The 22370-nt window shown below is 61.1% G+C and carries 21 protein-coding genes; 16 read left to right on the top strand and 5 right to left on the bottom strand.

Annotation, left to right across the window (positions count from 1 at the left end; translation table 11 throughout):
* The first annotated feature begins 141 nt into the window (after positions 1–141).
* Positions 142–387, top strand: coding sequence for a hypothetical protein (locus K2Q04_RS19875; protein ID WP_092867658.1), 246 nt, complete (start codon positions 142–144; stop codon positions 385–387).
* A gap of 16 nt (positions 388–403) precedes the next feature.
* Here K2Q04_RS19875 and K2Q04_RS19870 read toward each other — a convergent pair whose 3' ends face one another.
* A complete protein-coding gene (locus K2Q04_RS19870) occupies positions 404–1069 on the bottom strand; it encodes a LysE family transporter (protein ID WP_291166812.1) in 666 nt (221 codons plus the stop codon).
* 214 nt (positions 1070–1283) lie between these two features.
* Between K2Q04_RS19870 and K2Q04_RS19865 the strand changes: the two genes are divergently transcribed.
* Together K2Q04_RS19865 and K2Q04_RS19860 are read left to right on the top strand one after the other, a co-directional pair.
* The gene (locus K2Q04_RS19865; protein ID WP_291166810.1) at positions 1284–1796 is read left to right on the top strand and encodes a hypothetical protein; all 513 of its coding nucleotides are present in this window, start codon (positions 1284–1286) and stop codon (positions 1794–1796) included.
* A gap of 125 nt (positions 1797–1921) precedes the next feature.
* Positions 1922–2671 carry a L,D-transpeptidase gene (locus K2Q04_RS19860; protein ID WP_291166808.1) on the top strand — a complete coding sequence of 250 codons (750 nt, stop codon included), beginning with the start codon at positions 1922–1924 and terminating at the stop codon, positions 2669–2671.
* 31 nt (positions 2672–2702) lie between these two features.
* On the opposite strand, the gene K2Q04_RS19855 is transcribed toward K2Q04_RS19860, so the two are convergent.
* Positions 2703–4040 (bottom strand): dihydroorotase, encoded by a 1338-nt coding sequence (locus K2Q04_RS19855; RefSeq protein ID WP_291166806.1) that lies wholly within the window; start codon positions 4038–4040, stop codon positions 2703–2705.
* Positions 4041–4122: 82 nt separating this feature from the next.
* Here K2Q04_RS19855 and K2Q04_RS19850 point away from each other — a divergent pair, with 82 nt between their 5' ends.
* The 8 genes from K2Q04_RS19850 to K2Q04_RS19815 all read left to right on the top strand — a co-directional run bounded on the left by K2Q04_RS19850 (position 4123) and on the right by K2Q04_RS19815 (position 11580).
* Positions 4123–5028, top strand: a complete 906-nt coding sequence (locus K2Q04_RS19850) for a folate-binding protein (protein ID WP_291166804.1) — start codon at positions 4123–4125, stop codon at positions 5026–5028.
* Positions 5025–5633, top strand: coding sequence for a DNA-3-methyladenine glycosylase I (locus K2Q04_RS19845; protein ID WP_291166801.1), 609 nt, complete (start codon positions 5025–5027; stop codon positions 5631–5633). The genes K2Q04_RS19850 and K2Q04_RS19845 overlap by 4 nt, the downstream gene beginning before the upstream one ends.
* A complete protein-coding gene (locus K2Q04_RS19840; RefSeq protein WP_291166799.1) occupies positions 5630–6238 on the top strand; it encodes an HD family hydrolase in 609 nt (202 codons plus the stop codon). Before K2Q04_RS19845 ends, K2Q04_RS19840 begins: the two co-directional genes overlap by 4 nt.
* A 109-nt stretch (positions 6239–6347) precedes the next feature.
* Complete coding sequence (locus K2Q04_RS19835) at positions 6348–7403, top strand: NAD regulator (protein ID WP_291166797.1); 1056 nt, start codon at positions 6348–6350, stop codon at positions 7401–7403.
* A 186-nt stretch (positions 7404–7589) separates the two neighbouring features.
* Positions 7590–8648, top strand: coding sequence for a quinolinate synthase NadA (gene nadA / locus K2Q04_RS19830; RefSeq protein ID WP_291166796.1), 1059 nt, complete (start codon positions 7590–7592; stop codon positions 8646–8648).
* Between the two features lie 35 nt (positions 8649–8683).
* A complete protein-coding gene (locus K2Q04_RS19825; protein ID WP_291166794.1) occupies positions 8684–10348 on the top strand; it encodes an L-aspartate oxidase in 1665 nt (554 codons plus the stop codon).
* Positions 10345–11220, top strand: a complete 876-nt coding sequence (gene nadC / locus K2Q04_RS19820; RefSeq protein WP_291166879.1) for a carboxylating nicotinate-nucleotide diphosphorylase — start codon at positions 10345–10347, stop codon at positions 11218–11220. The genes K2Q04_RS19825 and nadC overlap by 4 nt, the downstream gene beginning before the upstream one ends.
* Before the next feature lie 135 nt (positions 11221–11355).
* Positions 11356–11580, top strand: coding sequence for a hypothetical protein (locus K2Q04_RS19815; RefSeq protein WP_291166793.1), 225 nt, complete (start codon positions 11356–11358; stop codon positions 11578–11580).
* Here K2Q04_RS19815 and ppdK read toward each other — a convergent pair.
* Positions 11577–14288, bottom strand: coding sequence for a pyruvate, phosphate dikinase (gene ppdK, locus K2Q04_RS19810; protein ID WP_291166792.1), 2712 nt, complete (start codon positions 14286–14288; stop codon positions 11577–11579). The genes K2Q04_RS19815 and ppdK overlap by 4 nt on opposite strands.
* A 149-nt stretch (positions 14289–14437) precedes the next feature.
* Between ppdK and K2Q04_RS19805 the strand changes: the two genes are divergently transcribed.
* On the top strand, positions 14438–15844 hold the full coding sequence (locus tag K2Q04_RS19805; protein ID WP_291166791.1) for a dipeptidase: 1407 nt from the start codon (positions 14438–14440) through the stop codon (positions 15842–15844).
* A 56-nt stretch (positions 15845–15900) separates the two neighbouring features.
* Positions 15901–16872: a ribonuclease T2 gene (locus K2Q04_RS19800; RefSeq protein ID WP_291166789.1), complete on the top strand. Its 972-nt coding sequence runs from the start codon at positions 15901–15903 to the stop codon at positions 16870–16872.
* Positions 16873–16951: 79 nt separating this feature from the next.
* Here the strand turns inward: K2Q04_RS19800 and K2Q04_RS19795 are convergent, their stop codons facing one another.
* Entirely contained in the window at positions 16952–17743 is a 792-nt protein-coding gene (locus K2Q04_RS19795; protein WP_291166787.1) for a hypothetical protein, read from the bottom strand.
* Positions 17744–17949: 206 nt separating this feature from the next.
* Complete coding sequence (locus tag K2Q04_RS19790; protein WP_291166785.1) at positions 17950–18717, bottom strand: TorF family putative porin; 768 nt, start codon at positions 18715–18717, stop codon at positions 17950–17952.
* Positions 18718–19168: 451 nt separating this feature from the next.
* Here K2Q04_RS19790 and K2Q04_RS19785 point away from each other — a divergent pair, with 451 nt between their 5' ends.
* From K2Q04_RS19785 to K2Q04_RS19775, 3 genes are all read left to right on the top strand, one after another.
* Positions 19169–19909 carry an SDR family oxidoreductase gene (locus tag K2Q04_RS19785; protein WP_291166783.1) on the top strand — a complete coding sequence of 247 codons (741 nt, stop codon included), beginning with the start codon at positions 19169–19171 and terminating at the stop codon, positions 19907–19909.
* 177 nt (positions 19910–20086) lie between these two features.
* Positions 20087–21484, top strand: a complete 1398-nt coding sequence (locus K2Q04_RS19780) for a glucosaminidase domain-containing protein (protein WP_291166781.1) — start codon at positions 20087–20089, stop codon at positions 21482–21484.
* 30 nt (positions 21485–21514) lie between these two features.
* The gene (locus K2Q04_RS19775) at positions 21515–22366 is read left to right on the top strand and encodes a glucosaminidase domain-containing protein (protein WP_291166779.1); all 852 of its coding nucleotides are present in this window, start codon (positions 21515–21517) and stop codon (positions 22364–22366) included.
* The last annotated feature ends 4 nt before the right edge of the window (positions 22367–22370 follow it).

Genomic DNA, 22370 nt, shown 5'->3' with positions numbered 1-22370 from the left:
TAACGCCGGGCCGCTCCTTTTCACAAGGTTTACTGTGAATAGTGGCAGCATCGACCTATCGCAAAAGGTCGTGCTAGGTGACAACCGGTGGGAGCCGCTCGCATAAGCGACGGCCAGGGATGAGGGAAGATTGGGACCGGCATGGAGTGCTTCGAGGACATCGATACTAAGAACCCGACGCTGAAGGCGCTGGACCTCATCCTCGCCGCTTGGGACGAGGGCGTCGATACGGGGGTCGAGCCGCAGCAGATGGCCTATGCGGCACTGTTCACCGCACTCACCGATCTGGTGGCGATCTACGGCGAAGATGCCGTTATCCATTTGACGCGCGGATTGGAAAAGCGCGTCGTCGAGGGCGAATTCACGCTGACGCGCCGCGATCAATAATCGGCCACAGCCGGGACTAGAAATTGCCGGCTTTCATGATGACTTCGGCGATCAATACGCCGCCGAAGAGGGCGAGCAGCAGACCCGCAACCCGATTGACGACCTTTAGTATGTGAAGGTCCATACGGTGCCGATAGCGGCTGATGATGTTCGACAGCGTAATCCACCACAGCATGCTGCCGCAGACGATCGCCGCGACCAGCAGCAGGACGTCGATCGTCGAATGCACTTCGACGAATGTGGTGACGCCGCCGAAAACGGCGAAGAGGCCGAGGACGGCCCCGGGGTTCGTGATCGTCAGGAAGAATGTCTGCGGGATGTCCCAGACGAAGTCCTTCAGACGGGCGGTCTGGGCATCCGCCTCAGATGTCATCTTCAAACGCGGCGCGCTGTAATAGAGGCGCAGACCAAAGGCGATAAGCGCCAAGCCGCCGATGACCTGGATGGTAGCGCGATGTTCCTGGACGACACCCGAAACCGTGCCGACGCCCATGCCTGCGCATAGTGCTATCAGGCCATCGCCCATCACCGAGCCGATACCGGCTGCGACCCCGCCCCAGAAGCCGCGCTCGATGGCGCGCTGGATGCACAGGACATTGACAGGCCCGACGGGGGCGGCAATGAGCATCCCAACGATCAGGCCAATCGGGATGATGAGAGGGTTCGGGATATAACTCAGCAATGGGTATGAGCTCGGTGTCGGAGTTGGGAGCATGTTGTGCTAGGCGGCGTTCGCATATCCAACACGGCCATTGGCGCGACGGCTACAGGGATCAACGGAAGGCGCAACTGCAATGTGGGAAATCCCTCGGGCAACATGCAAAAGGCGACTTAGGTCTGTCCGGCAGGCGCTCCTTCAGAGAACGGGCCTGCTTGGGGTATTAATAGTACTCGTAGTGGCGGGAGCCGCACTTGTCCACGTTGCAGCGGCGGGGGCCAACGAAGCCGGCAACAACAACGTGAAGCTGCCGCCTCATGTCGAAGACCTTCGCGATGTGATCCTGACGGCCGCTCGCTCGGGCAATATCGAGGAACTCAAGACAGCATTTGAAGTCAGCGGGGTCGTGCCGGACCTCGGCATCGACGCAGCGGGTGATCCGATCAAAGCGCTGAAGGAGCATTCGGAGGATCACGAGGGCCGGGAAATTCTCGCGGCACTCATTCAGGCATTCGAGATGCCGCCCGTCGCCCTGCCGCTTGGCAACGACATCGAGAACAACCTGATCTATGTCTGGCCCTATCTCGCCGAGCGTCCAATCGACAAGCTCACGCCTGCCGAGGAAGTCGATCTATACCGTCTCGTCACGCCAGCCAAGGCCGCAGAAATGCGGGAAAAAAAGCGCTGGCTGTGGTGGCGCCTCGTCATCGCGGCTGACGGTTCTTGGACCTCGTTCAAAAAAGCAGACTGAACGTCAGCGCATTGCTCCGATGCGCTCGCCTTGCATCGCCAATTGCCGCAGCCGGGTATTCAAGCTCCGACGGAAAGGGTTATTCCGCTCGTTACAAGTTAAACGAAGAGCGAGGGACTTTGTCGATGAAGAGTATGTCGCTTTTGGCAGCAGCGGTTCTGAGCTGCGCCATTGCTGCGCCGGCTTATGCCTTTCATCCTTCCGAAGAGAGCTACGGATACGTTGCACCCAAAAAGCTAGATCGCAAACAGCGCGAGAGTGCCCGCAGAGACGGGCAGCAGCTTTTCGGAATGGGATGGGATTGGGACCAGCCCGCACCGAGCGACCGCAGCGTTCCCGGCCAGGCGCCGGGTTCCCTGACCGGTGGCGGACAACCGCGCATTGCCGCGAAGGCGCCACCGAAGGTGCCGTTCCACAGCGGCTATGAAGCCGGTTCGATCGTGATCGATACGGCGGGACGGCGCCTCTATTACGTGCTCGATTCCTCGACGGCCTATCGTTATCCGATTGCCGTCGGCAAGCAGGGTTTTGCCTGGTCGGGCACGGAAAAGATCACGCGGAAAGCAGCTTGGCCGGACTGGATTCCGCCGGCGGAGATGCGCAAGCGGAGACCGGAGCTGCCCGTCCGGATGTCGGGCGGCGTCCGCAATCCGCTTGGCGCGATGGCGCTTTATCTCGGCAATACACTCTACCGCATCCATGGCACGAATGAAGCTTCCTCGATCGGAACGGCGTCATCGTCGGGCTGCATTCGCATGACCAACGGTAACGTCGTCCACCTTTCGGGCCTCGCCGAGGTCGGCACGACCGTCCATGTGCTGAAGCAGTTGCCGCCGGAACTGTCGCGCGTCGCCAAAACCGGCAGCGAAGGCTGACCGGCAGCAGGTTCAGCATCAGTTTTCGGCCTCAGCCGGCGAAGCCCTCGAGAAAACCGACGGGCTCTCCACTGGCGGGGCCGATAATCTCCCCCTCCCACATCACCTTCCGGCCGCGAATGTACGTTCCGACCGGCCAGCCCTTGACCTTCACGCCATCGTAAGGCGTCCAGGCGGCGCGGCTTTCGATCCACTTGTTCGTAATGGTTGCCGTCCGATGCAGATCGACGACGGTCAGGTCGGCGTCATAACCGACGGCGATACGCCCCTTCGAGCGAATTCCGAAGAGGCGTTGCGGGCCGTGGCTCGTCAGATCGACGAAGCGCTGAAGGGACAGGCGTCCCGCATTGACGTGATCGAGCATGACCGGAACGAGCGTCTGCACCCCGGTCATTCCGGAATGGGTGTCCGGATAGACGTGATCCTTCTCCTCGCGCGTATGCGGCGCGTGATCCGACCCCAGAATGTCGACTACCCCTGACTGGAGCGCGGCCCAGATCGCCGAGCGGTGCCGCGCGTCCCGAACGGGCGGGTTCATCTGAACGTAGGAACCGAGGCGCTCGTAGCACTCCGGGCCCTCGAGCGTCAGATGATGGGGCGTCACCTCGACGGTCGCGTACTTTTTGTGATCCCTCAGGAATTCCATCTCCTCGGCCGTCGAGACGTGCAGCACGTGGACGCGCTTGCCGTGCTTCTCGGCCATACCGACGAGCCGCTTGGTTGCGATGAGGGCTGCCTCCGGATCGCGCCATTCGGGGTGCGACGAGGGATCGCCCTTCCGCCGCAAATGCATCCGCGACTTGAGCCTGGCTTCGTCTTCGGCATGAAAGGATGCCCGGCGCGAGATCTTGGCGATGATCTGGTCGAGTGTCACACCATCATCGACGAGGAGATCGCCGGTAGACGACCCCATGAACACTTTCATGCCCGCCGAGCCTTCGAGCTTCTCGAATTCGGGGATGTCCGCCACATTATCCCGCGTTCCGCCGACGAAGAATGCGAAGTCGCAGAACATGCGGTGGCGCGCGCGGCGGACTTTGTCGGCGAGGGTTTCGGCGCTCGTCGTCAGCGGCTTGGTGTTGGGCATCTCGAAAACTGCCGTCACCCCGCCTGCGACCGCCGCCCGGCTGCCGGTCGCGAGATCTTCCTTATGCTCAAGGCCGGGCTCACGGAAATGCACTTGCGTATCGATGACACCGGGAAGTATGTGCAGGCCCCTCGCCTCGATGATCTCCGGGGCAGTGGCCGAGCTGCCGAGATCGCCGATGGCGGCGATCCTTCCGCTCCGAATTGCGATATCGCGGATGCCTTCTCCGTCATGGTTGACCACCGTCGCGCCCCGAATAATGACGTCGAACGTCTCAACCATCTTGCGGTGCTCCTTAGGCTTGCATACGAGAAAAGCCCGCATACGTAACTCTTCCCTCATTTGCAACTGAGGCGTGAAATTCATGTCTGCCGCAAAGCTAGTGCGCCTTGCAGATCGTGGTGTTGTCAGCGTCACCGGCAAGGACAGCGAAAAGCTCCTGCAAGGGCTGGTGACGAACGATGTCGAGGGCCTTGCCCAAGGCGACGCGCATCACGCGGCGCTACTTTCGCCGCAAGGCAAAATCCTTTTCGACTTTTTCGTCGTCCGTCACGGAGACGGATTTTTACTTGATGTTCTCCGTTCGAGTGCCGGTGATCTGGTAAAGCGGCTGTCGATGTACAAGCTTCGCGCCGATGTCATCATCACCGACATTTCGGAGTCGTTTGGAATCGAGGCCGCGTGGGGCGACGGCGCGACGAGTTTTCAACGCAATTCCGCCATGCATTTTTCGGACCCCAGACATTCACTTCTAGGCGTTCGCCACCTGATCGACACCCGATCGGCCGACGATTCCGCGACCGGATTCGAGGCTCCAAATACGCTTCGCGATTACGATGCGCTTCGCGTTTCGCTCGGCGTGCCTGAGGGCGGACGAGACTACAATTTCGGCGACGCATATCCGCATGAAGCGGATTTCGATCTGCTCAACGGCGTGTCGTTCTCCAAGGGCTGTTACGTCGGACAAGAGATCGTCGCGCGGATGCAGAACAAGACCGTCGTACGCAAACGCGCCGTCAAGATTTCCGGCGCAGCACCTCTCTCCTCAAACGACGATGTGCTGATCGGAGACGTCGCGATCGGACGCATCGGCACCGTCGACGGTCGCGATGCCATCGCCATGCTTCGGCTCGACCGAGCTCTCGAAGCGCAGGAGAAACATCAGACGCTCACAGCGGGCGGCGTCGCGATCACTGTCGACCATACCGCACTCGAGAATTACCGCGCGTCGGCAGCGGCGCGATCGGCAGCGGCTCTACCTTCGTCATGATCACATCGAAGGAGATCGAACGCTGTCCGTGGGCCGGCGCGGACGCCACCTACATTCGTTATCACGACGAAGAGTGGGGCGTGCCGATGACCGACGATCGCGCGCTCTTCGAGAAGCTGATGCTCGAAGGTTTTCAAGCTGGACTCTCGTGGATCACGATCCTCCGTAAGCGCGAAAATTTCAGAAAGGCGTTCCACAATTTCGACGCGGCGCGCATCGCTTCTTACTCTGCGCGCGATATCGATCGCCTACTCAAAAACGAAGGCATCATCCGGAACCGCGCGAAGATCGAGGCCACAATCTCGAACGCAAAGATGTATCTTGAGATATCCGAAAGGATGCCGTTTGCCCAATATATTTGGGGCTTTGTCGAGGGTCGCCCGATTATCAACGCGCTCGCGTCAACGAAGGACATCAAGCCCGAAACCGACGTTTCCAAGAGAATGAGCAAAGCACTCAAAGCCGACGGCTTCCGCTTTGTCGGATCGACGACGCTTTACGCATTCATGCAATCGACGGGCATGGTCAACGATCATCTCGTCTCGTGCTTCAGACACGGCGCATGTGCCAAACTTCAAAAGAAGCTGAAGATCGCAGGACTATGAATCCATCACGCGCGAAAACGCCGAGAGCCTGGCAGCGCATGCTGTCGGGGCGCCGGCTCGATCTACTCTCGCCGGAGCCTCGCGACATCGAGATCGAGGATATCGCGCACGGGCTCGCACGCGTTGCGCGATGGAACGGACAGACGAAGGGCGATCACGCTTTCTCCGTCGCTCAGCATAGCCTCGTCGTCACCGACATCTTCGAAGCTCTGTGGCCGGCGTCGACATCGAACGAACGTCTCGCTGCGTTGCTTCACGACGCGCCTGAATACGTCATCGGCGATCTTATCAGCCCTTTCAAAACCGCCATCGGACTCGACTACAAGGCATTCGAACTCAATCTGCTCGACGCGATCCATCGGCGGTTCGGTGTTGGGCAATTAAGTGTCGCTGCTGCGACGGCAATCAAGGATGCGGATACGGTCGCGGCCTACTACGAAGCGACGCTGCTCGCCGGCTTCGAAACAGCCGAGGCGGAAGAATTTTTTGGAATTCCGAAGCTGCCCACGGAACTTCATAGCGTTCTCTCCGTTCTCCACCCCGTATCGGCGAAGGATGCTCAAACTCAGTTTCTTTTGAGATTTGAGAAATTGTCTCCGCACTGACAATCTGGCGAATTTGGGGCTACTTCGCGTTTTTCATTTGGGGCGACTATCTGAAAATCGCCATGATCGCCCTCTAGCTCGCCTCATGGGGAGCACGGGGAAGACAAACATGAACATGGAACTTTCTGGCAGGAGAAAACCGACGCCTGAAAAGTCTCAACTCGCACCAGAAGACGACCACGAGTTAGAGCCTTCTCTCGGCATCGGACTAAATGCGGCGATCGTCGCCGTATCCGATAACGAACCAGTCGCACTTGTCGTCCGGGGCGATCCGGACAGCATAGGCGCAACAGATGTATTGCCGTTCGGGCCTTTTAATCCGCGCGAGCACAGAACATTGGAGAGCGGCTTACGAGCCTGGGTTCAAGACCAGACCGGTTTGGACCTCGGCTATGCCGAGCAACTTTATACATTTGCTGATCGCGGCCGGCACGCCACCCCTGGCGATGTTGCGCCGAATTATGTTTCAATTGGTTATCTTGCATTGACGCAGGCCGTCGGACACCATGGATTAACCAATGGTCTCTGGCGGAGTTGGTACCAATATTTTCCTTGGGAAGACTGGCGTCGCGGGCGGCCCGAAATCATCGCCCGGGACATTGAGCCCCGTCTCAAAGCATGGGCCGAGAAGCCCACGCCGACGACGAGCACCCAGCATTCGATCGCCCGTGGCGATCGAGCACGTATCTGCTTTGGCCTCGATGGCACTGCCTGGGACGAAGAGAAGGTTCTCGAGCGTTTCGAGCTTCTCTACGAAGCGGGTCTTGCCGACGAAGCTGCACGGGATGGACGCAACGGCGCCGAAGAATGGACCGACAGGCCCAAACTCGGTCTTCCGATGCAGGCCGATCACCGGCGGATACTTGCGACTGCGATCAGCCGCACGCGTGCCAAGATCAAATACCGGCCCGTCGTCTTCGAGTTGATGCCCGACGAGTTCACACTCTACGAGCTTCAGAAGACTGTCGAAGCCATTCTTGGTCCGCATCTCCATAAGCAAAACTTCCGGCGACTCGTCGAAGGCGCAGGCCTCGTCGAACCGACGGGAGAAGTCAAAACGCGGACAGGTGGACGCCCGGCGAAACTTTTCCGTTTCCGCCGCGAAGTCCTTCTCGAGAGACCGGCACCCGGCGTCAGGGTCTCGGCACCTCCAAGCCGCAGCTAACGACCCATGGTCGAAATTCCAGGGCGGGAACCTCCGCCCTGGAAATTTGTTCGAACTTCCACTATTTTATCAGTGTTCAGGAGTGCTCGCGGCGAGCATTTCGATGCACGGTGTGAGCGGCGAATGTGCCGGCGTAATCCACACCCCGAATATGCTCGTTTCGAGCATATATGGAGGGCGACTACAATGGCTGTTTCTGTCTCAGGCTTGGCGACGCCGGTTTCGCCCCGGAATAGGGCGAAAACGGCGCCCCTGTTTACCTGGTCCCCCGCCCTCGAGGCGGAGATGGCGCCTCTTTATGCCCGGGTTAAGCACATCATTACCCCGATGGAGTGGCCGCACTACGCGCCTCTCATCAAGTCGATTAATGCGCTGAAGGCGCAGCGCAACGCGGTCATACTGGCGCATAACTACATGACGCCGGAGATCTTCCATTGCGTCGCGGATTTCCGCGGGGACTCGCTGCAGCTCGCCAAGGAAGCCGCACGCACCAATGCGAAGGTCATCGTGCAGGCCGGCGTGCACTTCATGGCCGAGACGTCGAAACTGCTCTCGCCCGATAAAACCGTTCTCATCCCGGACATGCGCGCGGGTTGTTCGCTCGCCTCGTCGATCACGCCCGAAGACGTCCGCATGCTGCGCGAGGCTTATCCTGGCGTGCCGATTGTCACGTACGTGAACACATCAGCAGCGGTGAAAGCCGAATGCGATATCACGTGCACGTCGTCCAATGCCGTCCAGGTTGTCGAGAGCCTCGGCGTGCCCCGCGTGCTTTGCATTCCTGACCAGTATTTGGCGAAGTGGGTACAATCGCAGACCAAGGTTCAGGTGATTGCCTGGAAGGGCGCGTGCGAGGTGCACGAGCGCTTCACGGGCGAGGAGCTTCGCGCGATGCGCGCCGACGAGCCCGGCCTCAAGATCATCGCGCATCCCGAATGCCCGCCTGATGTGATCGAAGCCGCCGACTTCACCGGCTCTACGTCCGGGATGATCAACTGGGTGAAGGACAAGCGACCCCGGAAAGTTATGCTCGTCACCGAATGCTCGATGGCGTCCAACGTCGCCGTCGAAGTTCCGGACGTCGAGTTCATCCGGCCTTGCAATCTTTGCCCGCACATGAAGCGCATCAGCCTTGAAAACATCTACGAGAGCCTCGTGCACATGCAGTACGAGGTGACCGTCGATCCGGATGTCGCCGAGCGCGCGCGCCGCGCGGTCGAACGCATGGTCAATCTCACCAACTAGCTCTTCGGGACCACATGCCCCAGGAGGGCAATCTCATGGCCGCACCGACGAAACGTCGCGCCGCTACCGAGTTCAAGGGTTTCAAAGGCGAGCCAGGCCCCGGCGACGTCGTTATTATCGGCGCCGGGCTCGCGGGACTTTTCACCGCGCTGAAGCTTGCGCCGCTGCCGGTGACAGTCATTGCCGCCGCACCGCTCGGTGAAGGCGCGTCGAGCATGTGGGCGCAGGGCGGCATCGCGGCCGCTGTCGGCGAAGGCGATAGCACGGCCAAGCATGCCGCCGACACCATCGAGGCAGGAGCCGGCATCGTCGACCCGGACGTCGCACGGTTGGTTGCCGAAGAGGGTCCCGACCGGATCCGCGATCTTCTGGCCTACGGGGTACCTTTCGACCGCGATCTCAAAGGTCACTACATTCTGTCCAAGGAAGCGGCGCATTCGGAGAAGCGCGTCGTCCGCGTGTCGGGCGACAAGGCGGGCGCCGCAATCATGCAAGCGCTTATCGCGGCCGTGCGCGCAACGCCGTCGATACGCGTGCTCGAAGGATACGAAGCCGACGATCTCATCGTTGCGAACGATCGGATCGAAGGCGTCCGGCTGATCCGGCCGACGGCTCTCGGCAACGGCAGATATGCCTTCGTTCCGGCATCCGCGGTCGTCGTCGCGACAGGCGGGGTCGGCGCGCTGTTCGCGCTGACAACGAACCCCTCCTATGCAAAAGGCGAAGCGCTTGCGATGGCCGCACGCGCGGGCGCGGTGATCGCGGACCCGGAGTTCGTGCAATTCCATCCGACCGCCATCGACGCGGGCATAGATCCGGCGCCGCTCGCGACGGAAGCCCTTCGCGGCGAAGGAGCGACGCTCGTCAATTCGGATGGCGAGCGTTTCATGCTTGCGATCGACCCGCGTGGAGAACTCGCGCCACGCGACGTCGTTGCGCGCGGCGTTTACAACGAACTCAACGCGGGTCGCAGCGTTTATCTCGATTGCCGCACGGCGATCGGCGCCAATTTCGAAAAAGAATATCCGACCGTCTGGGGACACTGCCAGCGCGCGGGCATCGACCCGTCGAAGGAGCTGATCCCGGTGGCGCCGGCCGAGCACTATCACATGGGCGGGATTGCGACCGACGCGAACGGGCGCACCAGCCTGACGGGACTTTGGGCCGTCGGCGAAGTTGCTTCGACTGGGCTTCACGGCGCCAATCGGCTCGCGTCGAATTCGCTGCTCGAGGCCGTCGTTTTCGGTGCCCGCGCCGCGAGCGACATTCGCAACCTTCTCCCGCACGATCGCGTGGGCCACTTCGTCGTCCCGCACCGTATTCCCGGGAGCGGCCGCGCGGCCGATACGGCGTCGCGGCAAGAGGCCATGGACGCGTTGCGCAGCATCATGACGAAGTACGTCGGCGTTCAGCGCTCCGGTGAGGGTTTGAAAACGGCGCTTTCGGAGCTCAGGACGCTTAGCGCTGCAAGTTCGAACGATCGCGTCCTGTCGAACATGCTTCTCGCCGCGCAGTTGATCGCGGCGGCGGCGCTGCTTCGGAAGGAAAGTCGCGGCGGTCATTACCGCACCGATTATCCGAAAACCAATCCGGCGCTTGCGCGCCGCACGTTCATCACGCTCGCCGATCTGGAAGCGGTTGGTGAAAAGCCAAAAAAAGCTCACTGCGAACCACCGGCGCTAGCTCCATGCGGCACATGACGGCCCCCTCTTCCTCATTCGCGACACTCCTCCCCAATCTTGTTCTTGCCGCCGTACGGAACGCGCTCGAAGAAGACCTCGGGCTCAGCGGCGACATCACCACGGACGCGACGGTCTCGCCGGATGCACGCACAGTGGCTCTCCTTGCGGCGCGCAAGCCCGGCATCGTGTCCGGCTTGGCATTAGCGGAAGCCGCGTTCCGCGAACTCGATCCCGAATGTGCCTTCAGAATCGAGATCGAGGACGGCAGCGCGGTGGCGGCCGGCGGCACGATCGCGCGCATTTCGGGGAACGCGCGTGCGATTCTTACGGCGGAACGCGTCGCATTGAATTTCATGGGCCGGATGTGCGGGATCGCGACCCTCACGCGCCGTTATGTCGATGCGGTGGCGGCGACCAGCGCCAGAATCGTCGATACGCGCAAGACGACGCCCGGATTGAGGGCGTTTGAAAAATATGCCGTGCGGTGCGGCGGCGGTCACAATCATCGCTTCGGTTTGTTCGACGCGGTTCTCATCAAGGACAATCACATCGTCGCGGCAGGCGGCATCGAAGCCGCGATCAAAGCCGCCAAGGCGACGGCCGGGCACATGACGAAAATCGAGGTCGAAGTCGACACACTCGATCAGCTCGAAGTGGTCATGCGGGACAAGATCGACTGCGTGCTCCTCGACAACATGGCTCCGGCGGAACTTCGGAAAGCAGTCGCCATTGTGGCGGGGCGGTGCCTGACGGAAGCCAGCGGCGGCGTTAACCTCGATACGGTTAGAGACATTGCTGCAAGCGGCGTCGACATGATTTCGGTCGGCGCGCTCACCCATTCGGCGCCTGTTCTCGATCTCGGGCTGGATTTTGTGACGCCCGGGAAATAGTCACCGGCCCGCAAAGCTTGAATTCGCCATAGTCACTGCGCATTTGGCACTGCGCTCCCGGCGTTCGCGTCGGGCAACTCGCATTTGGCAGGACGTGCTAAAAGGAGTGTCCGGTTGGACATGGAGGGAAATTCCATGGCGATGCAGTGGATCGTGCTTTGGGGCGGGACCGCAATCGCCGCTTCAATTCTCGCGGGCATTTTGGCCGGCATCAAAAACCGTGATCTTTCCTACTGGATCGGCTGGAGCTTCGTCGTGCCGCCGGTCGTTCTCTGGTTGCTGTTCCTTCCGAAGTACAAAGGTCCGCGTCCGCGGCAGCCTCGCCTCGACGAGATCGACCGGCGCGACAACGGCTACTAGGACGCCTTCTGTTCGCGGCGCCGCCGGCGAATAGCGGCCTGCGCCGCCGAGAGACGTGCGATCGGCACGCGATAGGGCGAGCAAGAGATGTAGTCGAGGTCGACCGTCTCGAAGAAGCCGATCGATCGCGGATCGCCGCCGTGCTCACCGCAAATGCCGGTCTTGAGATTGGGCTTCGCTGAACGGCCGCGCTCAACGCCGATCTTGACGAGTTCGCCAACTCCCGCCTGATCGATCGATACGAACGGATCGATCGCGATCACCTCGTGCTCGAGGTAGTTCGACAGAATGGGCGCCGCGTCGTCGCGCGAGAGGCCGAGCACAGTTTGCGTCATGTCGTTCGTGCCGAACGAGAAGAAGTCGGCGCCCAACGGTCCAGCTGCGATGTCGGCCGCGCGCAGAGCAGCCCGGGGCAGCTCGATCATCGTGCCGATATCGTAGGGTATGGGGACACCCTGTTCCGTTTCGACGGCCTTTGCCGTCTCGGCGATCACCTCGCGCAAAATCTCGAACTCGCGCCGATAGGCGATGAACGGGATCATGACCTCGGGACGGATCGCCTCGCCAGTTTTCTTCCGGGCGTTGACGGCCGCTTCGAAAATCGCACGCGTCTGCATGCGCGTGATCTCGGGAAATTTGATGCCGAGGCGGCAGCCGCGGAAGCCGAGCATCGGATTGAATTCCTCGAGCTCGGCGACGCGCGCCTTGAGCCGCATGAGATCCATGCCAAGTGCCGCCGCGACTTGCGCCGCCTCGCGATCCTCGTGGGGCAGGAATTCGTGAAGCGGCGGATCGAGCAGGCGGATCGTCACCGGCAGCCCGGCCATGATCTCGAACAGCTCCTCGAAGTCGGCGCGCTGAACGGGAAGGAGTTTGTCGAGCGCTTGCTGGCGCCCCTCCTCGTCTTCCGCGCAGATCATTTCGCGCACGGCGAGAATGCGCTTTTCCTCGAAGAACATATGCTCGGTTCGGCAGAGGCCGATGCCTTCGGCGCCGAACGATCTTGCCTGGCGGGCATCGCGCGGCGTGTCGGCGTTGGTGCGCACCTTCATGCGGCGCGTGGCGTCAGCCCATTCCATGATCGTGCCGAACGTGCCGGAAAGCTGCGGCGGCAGCATCTTCGCCTTGCCGGCATAGACGCGGCCCGTGCTGCCATCGATCGAGATGATGTCGCCGGATTTGAACGTGCGCGCGCCGGCCCGCATGATGCCGGCGTTGGCGTCGATCCTGAGCGTTCCAGCACCCGATACGCAGGGCCGGCCCATGCCGCGCGCGACGACAGCGGCGTGACTGGTCATGCCTCCACGCGCGGTCAGAATGCCGACGGCCGCGTGCATGCCGTGCACGTCCTCGGGGCTCGTCTCGGAACGGACCAGGATGACATCGCGGCCTTTGGCTTTCAGTGCTTCCGCCATCTCCGAGTGGAACACGATCTCGCCGGAAGCCGCGCCGGGCGACGCGGGCAGGCCCTTCGCGATCAGATCGTGTTCGGCTACGGGGTCGATCGCCGGATGCAATAGCTGGTCGAGCTGCGACGGCTCAATTCTCAGAATGGCTTCATCCTGCGTGATGAGGCCTTCCGCGGCGAGGTCGACTGCGACCTTGAGCGCGGCTTCCGTCGTGCGCTTGCCCGAGCGCGTCTGCAGAATCCAAAGCTTTCCGAGCTGGACGGTGAATTCCACGTCCTGCATGTCGCGATAGTGCCGCTCGAGGCGATCGAAGATCTTTCTCAGCTCCGCGAACACTTCCGGCATCGCAACCTCGAGCGAAGCGTCCGATGCTTCGCCGGTGTTCTTCTTTGTCAAAGCGTGGGGCGTCCGGATGCCGGCGACGACGTCTTCGCCCTGCGCATTCGGAAGATATTCGCCGAAGATTTCCTTCTCGCCGGTCGACGGATTGCGGGTGAAGGCAACACCGGTCGCGGAGTTGTCGCCGAGGTTTCCGAAGACCATCGCCTGAACCGTGACGGCGGTTCCCCAGTCGTCAGGAATGTCATGCAGCCGACGATAGGTCTCGGCGCGCGGGTTGTGCCAGGAATCGAACACTGCGGCGATCGCGCCCCAAAGCTGCTCGCTCGTATCTTGCGGGAACGGCGCGCCGTGTTCGCGCTCGATCGCCGCCTTATAGTCCGCAATGATTTCGTGCCACGCTTCGGCGTCGAGGTCCGTATCGGCCGCGAAACCGTTCAGGTTTTTGAAATTCTCGAGAATGTCCTCGAAGGCCCCGTGATCGACACCGAGCACGACGTCGCCGTACATCTGGATGAAGCGGCGATAGCTATCGAAGGCGAAGCGCGCGTCACCCGTCAGCTCCGCCAGGCCCTCGACCGTCTTGTCGTTGAGACCGAGGTTCAAAATCGTGTCCATCATGCCCGGCATCGAGGCGCGCGAGCCTGATCGCACCGAAACGAGGAGCGGACGTTTCTCGTCGCCGAATTTTGCCGAAACGGTGTTGCCGATGGCTTCCAGCGCCTGCATGACCTCGCCCTTCAGGGCCTCGGGCAGCTTGTGGTCTGCGGCAAAGAAGGCTTCGCAAACCTCGGTCGTAATTGTGAAGCCCGGGGGCACGGGCAAGTCCAGGGACGCCATCTCGGCAAGATTGGCACCCTTTCCGCCCAGCAGTTCGGCCATGCTGGCGCTGCCCTCGGCCCTACCCGGCACGAAGGCATAAACCCATTTCTTTTTGCCGTCGGCGTTTGGCTGTGCCATCAGACCTCCAATGCGGTCTTCATGCTGCCCACCATTCTCGTCACGAGTGGTTGGCGCAGGGAGAGGTGGCATAGCAAATGAGACCCGCTATTCCTAGCTTGGGAACCAAGTTCCCCCGCCGCAGCCAGCAACCCGGAAAGACTAGCACGATGAGCACGCTTGAAACGGTTCTCGACACCCTCGGCCAATCGAAGTCGGCGGGTCTCGATCGATTGTTCGAACTTTTGCGCATCGACAGCGTATCGACCGACCCAGCCTACAAGGCGAGCTGCGTCAAAGCCGCGGAGTGGTGCGCGGCGACGCTTCGAGACATCGGGTTCGCCGAGGCCAAGGTTGTGCCAACAAGCGGTCATCCCATGGTGGTCGCCCATGACCGGCTCGATCGCGATCCGAATATGCCGCACGTCCTTTTCTATGGCCATTACGACGTGCAGCCGCCGGATCCGCTGGATTTGTGGAAAACGCCTCCGTTCGAGCCACGCATCGCGAATGAGCCGGAGAACGGCGACGTGATCGTTGCTCGTGGCGCCGAAGACAACAAGGGCCAGCTGATGACCTTCTTCGAGGCGGCAAGGGCCTGGAAGACGGTTGCAGGCAATCTTCCGATCGCCGTTTCGGTGCTGATCGAGGGCGAAGAAGAGTGCGGTTCGCCGTCCCTCCCGGCCTTCCTGGCCAAGTATGGCGACGAACTCAAAGCCGACTTCGTGCTCGTTTGTGACACCGGCCAATGGGACAAGGATACGCCCGCCATCACCACGATGCTGCGGGGCCTCGCCGGTGACGAGCTCATCATTACGGGCCCGACGCGCGACCTCCACTCGGGCATCTATGGCGGTCCGGTTGCGAACCCCATTCGCGTACTCGCCAAAGTCATGGCAGCCCTGCATGACGATACCGGCAGGGTGGCCGTTCCGGGCTTTTATGACGGCGTCAAGGAGCCGACGGCCGAGCAGCTCGCGCAGTGGCAGTCGCTGAATGTCAGGGCCGATACGTTTCTCGGCTCCGTCGGGCTCAAGGTTCCCGCGGGCGAAGAGGGCCGCTCCGTCATCGAGCAGCTCTGGTCGAGGCCGACGCTCGAGTTCAACGGCGTGACCGGCGGATACCAGGGCGCCGGCACAAAAACCGTCATTCCGGCAAAAGCATCGGCGAAGATCACCTGCCGGCTCGTTCCGGGCCAAAATCCCGATCACGTGCTGAAGGCCATTCACGACTTCGTCGAAAAACTCATTCCGGCCGATTGCAAGGCGACGTGGCTCGGCCATCGGGGTGGGTCGGGCGCGATCATGTTCGACACCAGCGATCCTTCGATGCGTGCGGCAGCGCAGGCGCTCGAAGAGGAATGGGGAAAGCCTGCCGTGCTGATGGGAAGCGGCGCGTCCATTCCGATCGTGTCATCGTTCCGCGATGCGCTCGGCATGGACAGCCTGCTGATCGGCTTCGGCCTCGACGACGACCGCATTCATTCGCCGAACGAAAAATACAATGTCCGAAGCTTCGAGAAGGGCGCTCGCAGCTGGGTGCGCATTCTTGCGGCGCTAGCAAAGCAATCCGCGTAGGCTCTGGCGCCATCGCCGTGGCGCGACTTCGCACGTAACCCGACCGGGACGATGAAATGCTGAGACCACATATTCTTCTCACGATTTTGGTCTTCGCGCTGCTTGGCGTGTACATCGCGCATTTCGCCATCGAGCAGCGGACGGCGCTGTCGCCTGGAAATGTGACGACCGGGAACACGGGCGCGAGCAGCGGCTCGAGCGGATCGAACTCGAGCGGATCGAACAGGCGCGCCGATAACGGAGATTACGGCTCTCGTTCGAACGACAACGGTTCGGACAACGGCTACGGCGGCTACGGCCGAAACGTGCCGGGCGAATTCGATTATTACGCGCTCGTTCTGTCGTGGAGCCCGACCTACTGCGCAGGAGAGGGCCGCGACCGGGACGACGACACGCAATGCAATCGCCGCGACGGCCGCCGCTACTCATTTGTCCTCCACGGCCTCTGGCCGCAATATGAAAACGGCTACCCGTCGAATTGCCGATTGCCGCGACGACCGTTCGTGCCGGACTCCGTCATCTCGAACATGCTCGATGTCATGCCGAGCCGCGGGCTCGTGATCCATGAGTACCGGACGCACGGGACATGCTCGGGAATGGACCCAGCGCAATACTTCGCGACCGCCCATCGGCTGTTCGACAGCATCAACATTCCCGACCGCTTTCGAAATCCATTCGAGTCGCAAACCGTCTCGGCTGCCGATGTGGAGCGGGAGTTCCTGCGGGCCAACCCGCAGTTTCGGCCGGATATGATCGCCGTCGTTTGCGGCGGTGCGGCCGCAAGTCTGAGGGAAGTCCGATTGTGCCTGTCGAAAGACGGCAAGCCACGTTCGTGCGGCCAAAACGAAACGCGGCGCAAGCTCTGCACGGCCAACCAGGTTTTCATTCCGCCGGCACGTTCGGCGACGGACAATCAGCCATCGGGCCAGCGGTCGGGATCCGCGAACGGAAGTCCGGCTGCAACCGACCGATCGTCTCCGCTTCCGGGGCCGCGAATGGATTACGACTACGGCCGCCACGCTCAGTGATCCCGCAGAATGAGGCGCGCGCGGCGACGGCCACGCAGTGACTGCAGACTGAAGTCGCTTCCGATATCGAATTGTGCGGTCAGGCCACTCTACGGGCTCGCTCGGGCCGCCATGACCGCGGCGCGTCCGCAATCCAGCCGACTCCGCGGGGATGCTTGAAACCCTCCAGCGTCATCGGATTAAGGCTCCAGCCCGCGGCGACACCAAACACGTTCTCCTCGGTCGGATGCAGCAACAGCTGTCCGCCGACATCGCCGTGCCGCTCCGTGATGCCCCTCACCTCGATGTAGGAGAGGCCGAGCCGCCTCTCCTCAGACGTCGGCTTCCCCAAATCCCAGACGATACCTGCCTCGCCTATTGCGAACGCTCTTTTGGCGCGTCCCTTGTCGACGCGCGCCCACGCATAGAAGTCGATGATCGGGAAGGAGGCGAAGTACTGGACGCTGCGAAACTTCTTTCCGAGATGTTTCAGCAGCGGCGTCATCTTGTCGATGAACGGAGACCCAGCCGGTACCGGCAGCGCTTCGCCGGCGACGATCGTCCAGCCCCGCACGGGGGGTGAAATGAAGAGAAGTCCGTCCGAGACTTCGGGGCCATAAATCGCACCGATGCCGGAATCCCAGTTTGCCGGACGCAAGCCAGTCAATCCCAGCGCGGCAGCCACGGCGTCACCGTCGTCCGTCTGGATGGCAAGCCAAGCCATGTCGCGGCCGAATGCGCGCGGCTGGTCAGGTGCGTTCGCCAGCCGGACGTGGTGCGTCAGGAAACGCGGCACCAGGACCGCGCCGGCGATCACCGTGGTCAAGATTACGAGCGCGAAGACCGATATGAGCACGGATTGAGCAGCAGATGACCAGGGAACCCCTCGCATCAATCTCTGGCGTGAGTTGCGGAATTTCTCAAGTCAAAGCGTCGAGGCCGTTGGTGAAAACTTGAGGGTATGGGGATGCCGGCTGATCGCGTTCCGCGATCAGCTGGGCATGTCACGGGTCTTCGAATTGCAAACGCACCCGACGCGAAAAACCGAGGCCTTGCATAGGCCCCGGTTTAATACTGCGACGGAATAGGTCGTCTCGATTACGGGATGTTTACACCAGCCTGGAATACGAAACGGGCATCGGCATAACCGTTTGGGTCATCCTGCTTGCTGATACTAGTATCCCAATACCGGAAGTCCATGAAGTACTTGTCTACCGTCAGTTTAACGCCCGCATTCCAGTAGGTGTAGGCGTCTGTGCCGGGATTGATTTGTGAAGGATCGCAGTGATCGCTCGGGCACCATGCGTCGAAGGTGCCCGCTCGCTCCGCATGGGTGTAACCTACCGCGCCGCTGATCGTCGGCGTAAATATGCCCCAAGCAGGAAGCGTGTAGGCAACGTCGAGTTCGCCCGTTTCCGTTACCGGCGAGGCAAAGCCGACGTCAGGTGTGGCGTAACCAACGGCGGTCAGGCTCAGGTTCGTAATGGGCGTGATCGTCGCCGCAATTTTGAATTCGACATAGTCCGTGCCGGCGTCCGTCGGATTGATTGTCGAAGCCTGATGGCTTGGGTTCGAGTAGTACAAGACACCCAAATCCCAGCTGATTGGTCCCGTTACAGGCCTGACACCCGCATACACGTCCAATTCCCATGGATCGCCAAGACCGTCGTTGACGTTGGATCCCCAGAAATCAAGATACCACGTGAGGCTCGGCGTTCCGTAGGTAAATTCGATGAACGGCTGGAAGGCCGGATCGTTATTCGTCAGCGAGATACCACGGAAGATATAGTCGCTCGTACCTGTAATGGTGATCGAGTAGCCGAACTTCCGCTCTCCATCATCATCCGCGAGTGCAGCAGAAGACATACTGATCGCTGCGATTGCCGCGAATCCAGCAGCCCCCAAGAAACCCTTTATATTCGTCATAAGACAAACCCCCGTCCCAGATTTGCGGCTCGCCGCACCCGCTCTATGCGGACACAGCGACTCTCTCTGCCGCTCTGGGGCTAGGAAAACTTTTTCACGCAAACCACACAAGTCATTACACGTCGCATATTGCGACTTATACTGACGATGTCGCCGTCGGGACACTCTGCTGCGATAAGAAGCTAGCATCCCGCAGGTATGCCTTGAATTTGAGCACAGTAGCGCCGTCGACAGCGCGAAGCCTGCGGCAATGTGCTGAAAACGTTGGCAACTGGAAGTGCGCGATTCTCGTTCGACTTGGCGGCGGGATTCCGTCTTGTGCTTGTGCTAGCCACTCTGTGCTCGCTAAGTCACTATTCCGGACCGCCCGGCCCCCAAGTAAACAGAGATCATGAACCAGCCTCAGAACGACTCTCGGACCGCTCTTATCACCGGGGCCGCACGCCGAATTGGCCGGGCGCTTGCGATGGATCTCGCCAGCGACGGCTGGACCGTCGCCATCCACTATCGGAAATCAGATGACGAAGCCGAGAGCCTCGTTCGCGAGATTGTGGACAGAGGCGGCCGCGCACAATCGTTCCGCTCCGACCTCGCCGAACCCGACGCCTCGCGACGGCTCATGGCCGACGTCGTCCGCGACCTCGGCCCGCCGATCGTGCTCATCAACAACGCTTCGGAATTTCAACCCGACACAATCCAGAGCCTCGAAGATACCACTTGGGATCTTCACCTCGGCATCAATCTCAAAGCGCCGATGTTTCTCGCGCAGGCGATGGCGGCGAACCTGCCGTTAGGTTGCGAAGGCAACATCATCAACATCATCGATCAGCGCGTTTGGAATCTGACGCCGGAATTCTTCTCGTACACGATTTCGAAAGCCGGGCTTTGGACGGCAACGCGAACCCTCGCCCAGGCGCTCGCGCCGCGCATCCGAGTCAATGCCATCGGTCCTGGCCCTGTGATGCGCAGCATCCATCAAACCGACGACGACTTCGTTCGGGAAAGCCAGTCGACGCTGCTCCAACGCGGCGCCTCGCCCGAGGAAATTGCGGCGACAGTCAGGTTTATCCTCGCCACGCCATCCCTGACCGGTCAGATGATCGCCCTCGATGGGGGGCAGCATTTAACGTAAACCAAACGTTGCGGCCGCTCGCCCCTGCCGCAATCTGACCGCGCATCTTTCTCATTGCTGCCCAAATGGTCCGCGACTCTCGATTCGGGATCCCACAGGGGGTTTATCAACATTTTATTAACGTTAAGCGTCTACGAACCTTAATGGTTTTGTTGGGCGCCTTTACGAGGGTGCCGCGTGCTCAAGGGTGTATTCATGATTGGCCGTGCTCGGACGCCGCTGGCGTTCGTCATCGCAGCAGCCATGCCTTTGGCTGCCATGTCTCTGCCGGTTCAGGCAGCGGATCTTCCACAGGTTAAACTTAGCGCAAAGAACAAGGTTCCGGCGTGTGCCACGCCGGGACGGCTGATGGGCTTCCTCGCAAGCCGGAACCGAAGCATCGATCCGCGCTTCGAAAAAATCGCCGCGGATTACATGCGCGTCGGCAACGAACTCAATATCCGCTGGGACATTGCGTTCTTCCAGATGATGCTCGAGACGGGCAACCTGACCTTCAAAGGCGACGTCTCCTCTAAGCAGAACAACTTCGCCGGCATGGGCGCCACGGGCAAGCATGTCCCCGGCGAAAGCTTCGCCGACGTCAGCACCGGCGTTAAAGCACATCTCCAGCATCTCCTTCTCTATGCGGGCGAGCATCTCGACGATCCGGTCGCCGAGCGCACGCGCAAGGTCCAGGAGTGGGGCGTTCTCACCGACTGGCAGAAGACGCTCAACGGACCGATCGATTACACCCAGCTTGCCAAGCAGTGGGCGCCGACGTCTCGTCACTATGCCCGGGACATCGCCGCTCTTGCGGAAGCGTTCTACGGCAGCCCGTGCAAGGGCGCCGATCCGCAGCCTGAACTTCTTGCCTATGCGAAGACGGGCAACGCTCAGGCCAAGGCCGGTGCCGATGCCGACGCTGCGCGCGTGCAAACCGCTTCTATTGAAGACTCGAACAAGTCGGCGGCCAAGCTTTCCGGCGCCGATCTCGCTCGCCGTGCCGTTGAAGAAGCCCGCAAGTCCGGCTCCTTCGTACGCTCGGGCCTTGGCGGCGAATCCTTGATCGAGACAGCGAACGTCACTCCGGCGGTCGGTGAACCGGAAGTCGCGGACCAGACACCCACAGCCTTCAAGATCATCAACGCTGCCGCACCGTCAGACGATGCTTCGTCTACGACCGATGCGTCGGGCGCGACAGCTGATGCGCGCGGTCCGGCGGATTCAGCTCCCGTCGAGGCTCCCGCGAAGAAGACCACGACGAAGAAAATCCAGACGGCCGCACTCGGCGCTGGAACGAAAGCGTCCGTCACGGCGGGCGCCGCCACGAAGTCGGCGATCATGGTTCCGCCGAAGGGCGTCAAACCGAACTGCAAGGTCTGGACGGCGAGCTATGGCGGCGGTCATTCCGTCATCATCCGCGCACGCGCCGATCAGCAAGACAATTATACCGTCCTCGACGTCAACGAAGGATCGGAAAAGCGAGAAGCCGACGCTTACATCGCAGCCTACGCAAAGGGCGGCGAGACAGTCGGCGAATTCTCCAATCCCTCCCAGGCCCTCGACAAAGCTTTCGAGCTCTGCCCCGACGGCTGAAACCAACACATAATCTCAAAGGATAGTTGAATGGCGACTAAGTCGCTTGTATCGCGTATTATTGCCTGCACTCTAGCGTCTGCGTCGTTCGCGTTAGCGACCGACGCCGCCAACGCCGCTCCTCCCATTCGGACGAGCGAAAGCAACAAAGTTCCCGCCTGCGTTACGCCCGAGCGGCTCATGGCGTTCATCAGCGAACGCAATCCGAATGTTGATCCGCGCTACCGCGAAATTGCGCACTGGTACAAATACTACGGCGATGGCTGGCGCGTGCGGTGGGACTATGCGTTCTACCAGATGGTCATCGAGACCAACTACCTGAAGTTCCGTCGTGAAGGCGGCAAGCGCGGCGACGTTTGGGAAAATCAAAACAACTTCGCCGGAATCGGCGCGACCGGCGGTGGCGTTCGTGGCGAATTCTTCCCCAACATCCAGACCGGCGTTCACGCGCAAATCCAGCATCTCGTCGCCTATTCGGGCGAACGTCTCGCGGCTCCAGTCGCCAAGCGCACGCGGGAGAACCAGGACGACATCGCAGCTCAGTCGAAGCGTCTCGGGCGTCCGGTGACATTCGGCGATCTTGCACGCCGCTGGGCGGCTGACCGCGCCTACGGCAAGTCGATCGACTTCATCGCCGGCCTCTATCAGAAGCGCTATTGCGATCCTGCTGCGGGTTCCGCCGAAGCGGACGCGGTTTCGGCTCCGCTACCTATGCGCAGCGAGTGGCGGGCCCCGTTCCGTCCGCCGTCAGGGCTTGGCGGTCCCCTGCCAGACGACCAGGCACCTTCGACGCCTGCTGCTGGTTCGAGTGAGAAGCAGCCCGCGGCTGGTTCGAGTAAAAAGCAGCCTGCGGCTGCGGGCGCCCCGGCGGCAACGAAATAAACTC

This window comes from Hyphomicrobium sp., assembly GCF_019753045.1.
Classification (GTDB): domain Bacteria; phylum Pseudomonadota; class Alphaproteobacteria; order Rhizobiales; family Hyphomicrobiaceae; genus Hyphomicrobium_B.
Note: the sequence above shows the minus strand (reverse complement) of the source record. Positions and strands in the feature narration are given on the sequence as shown.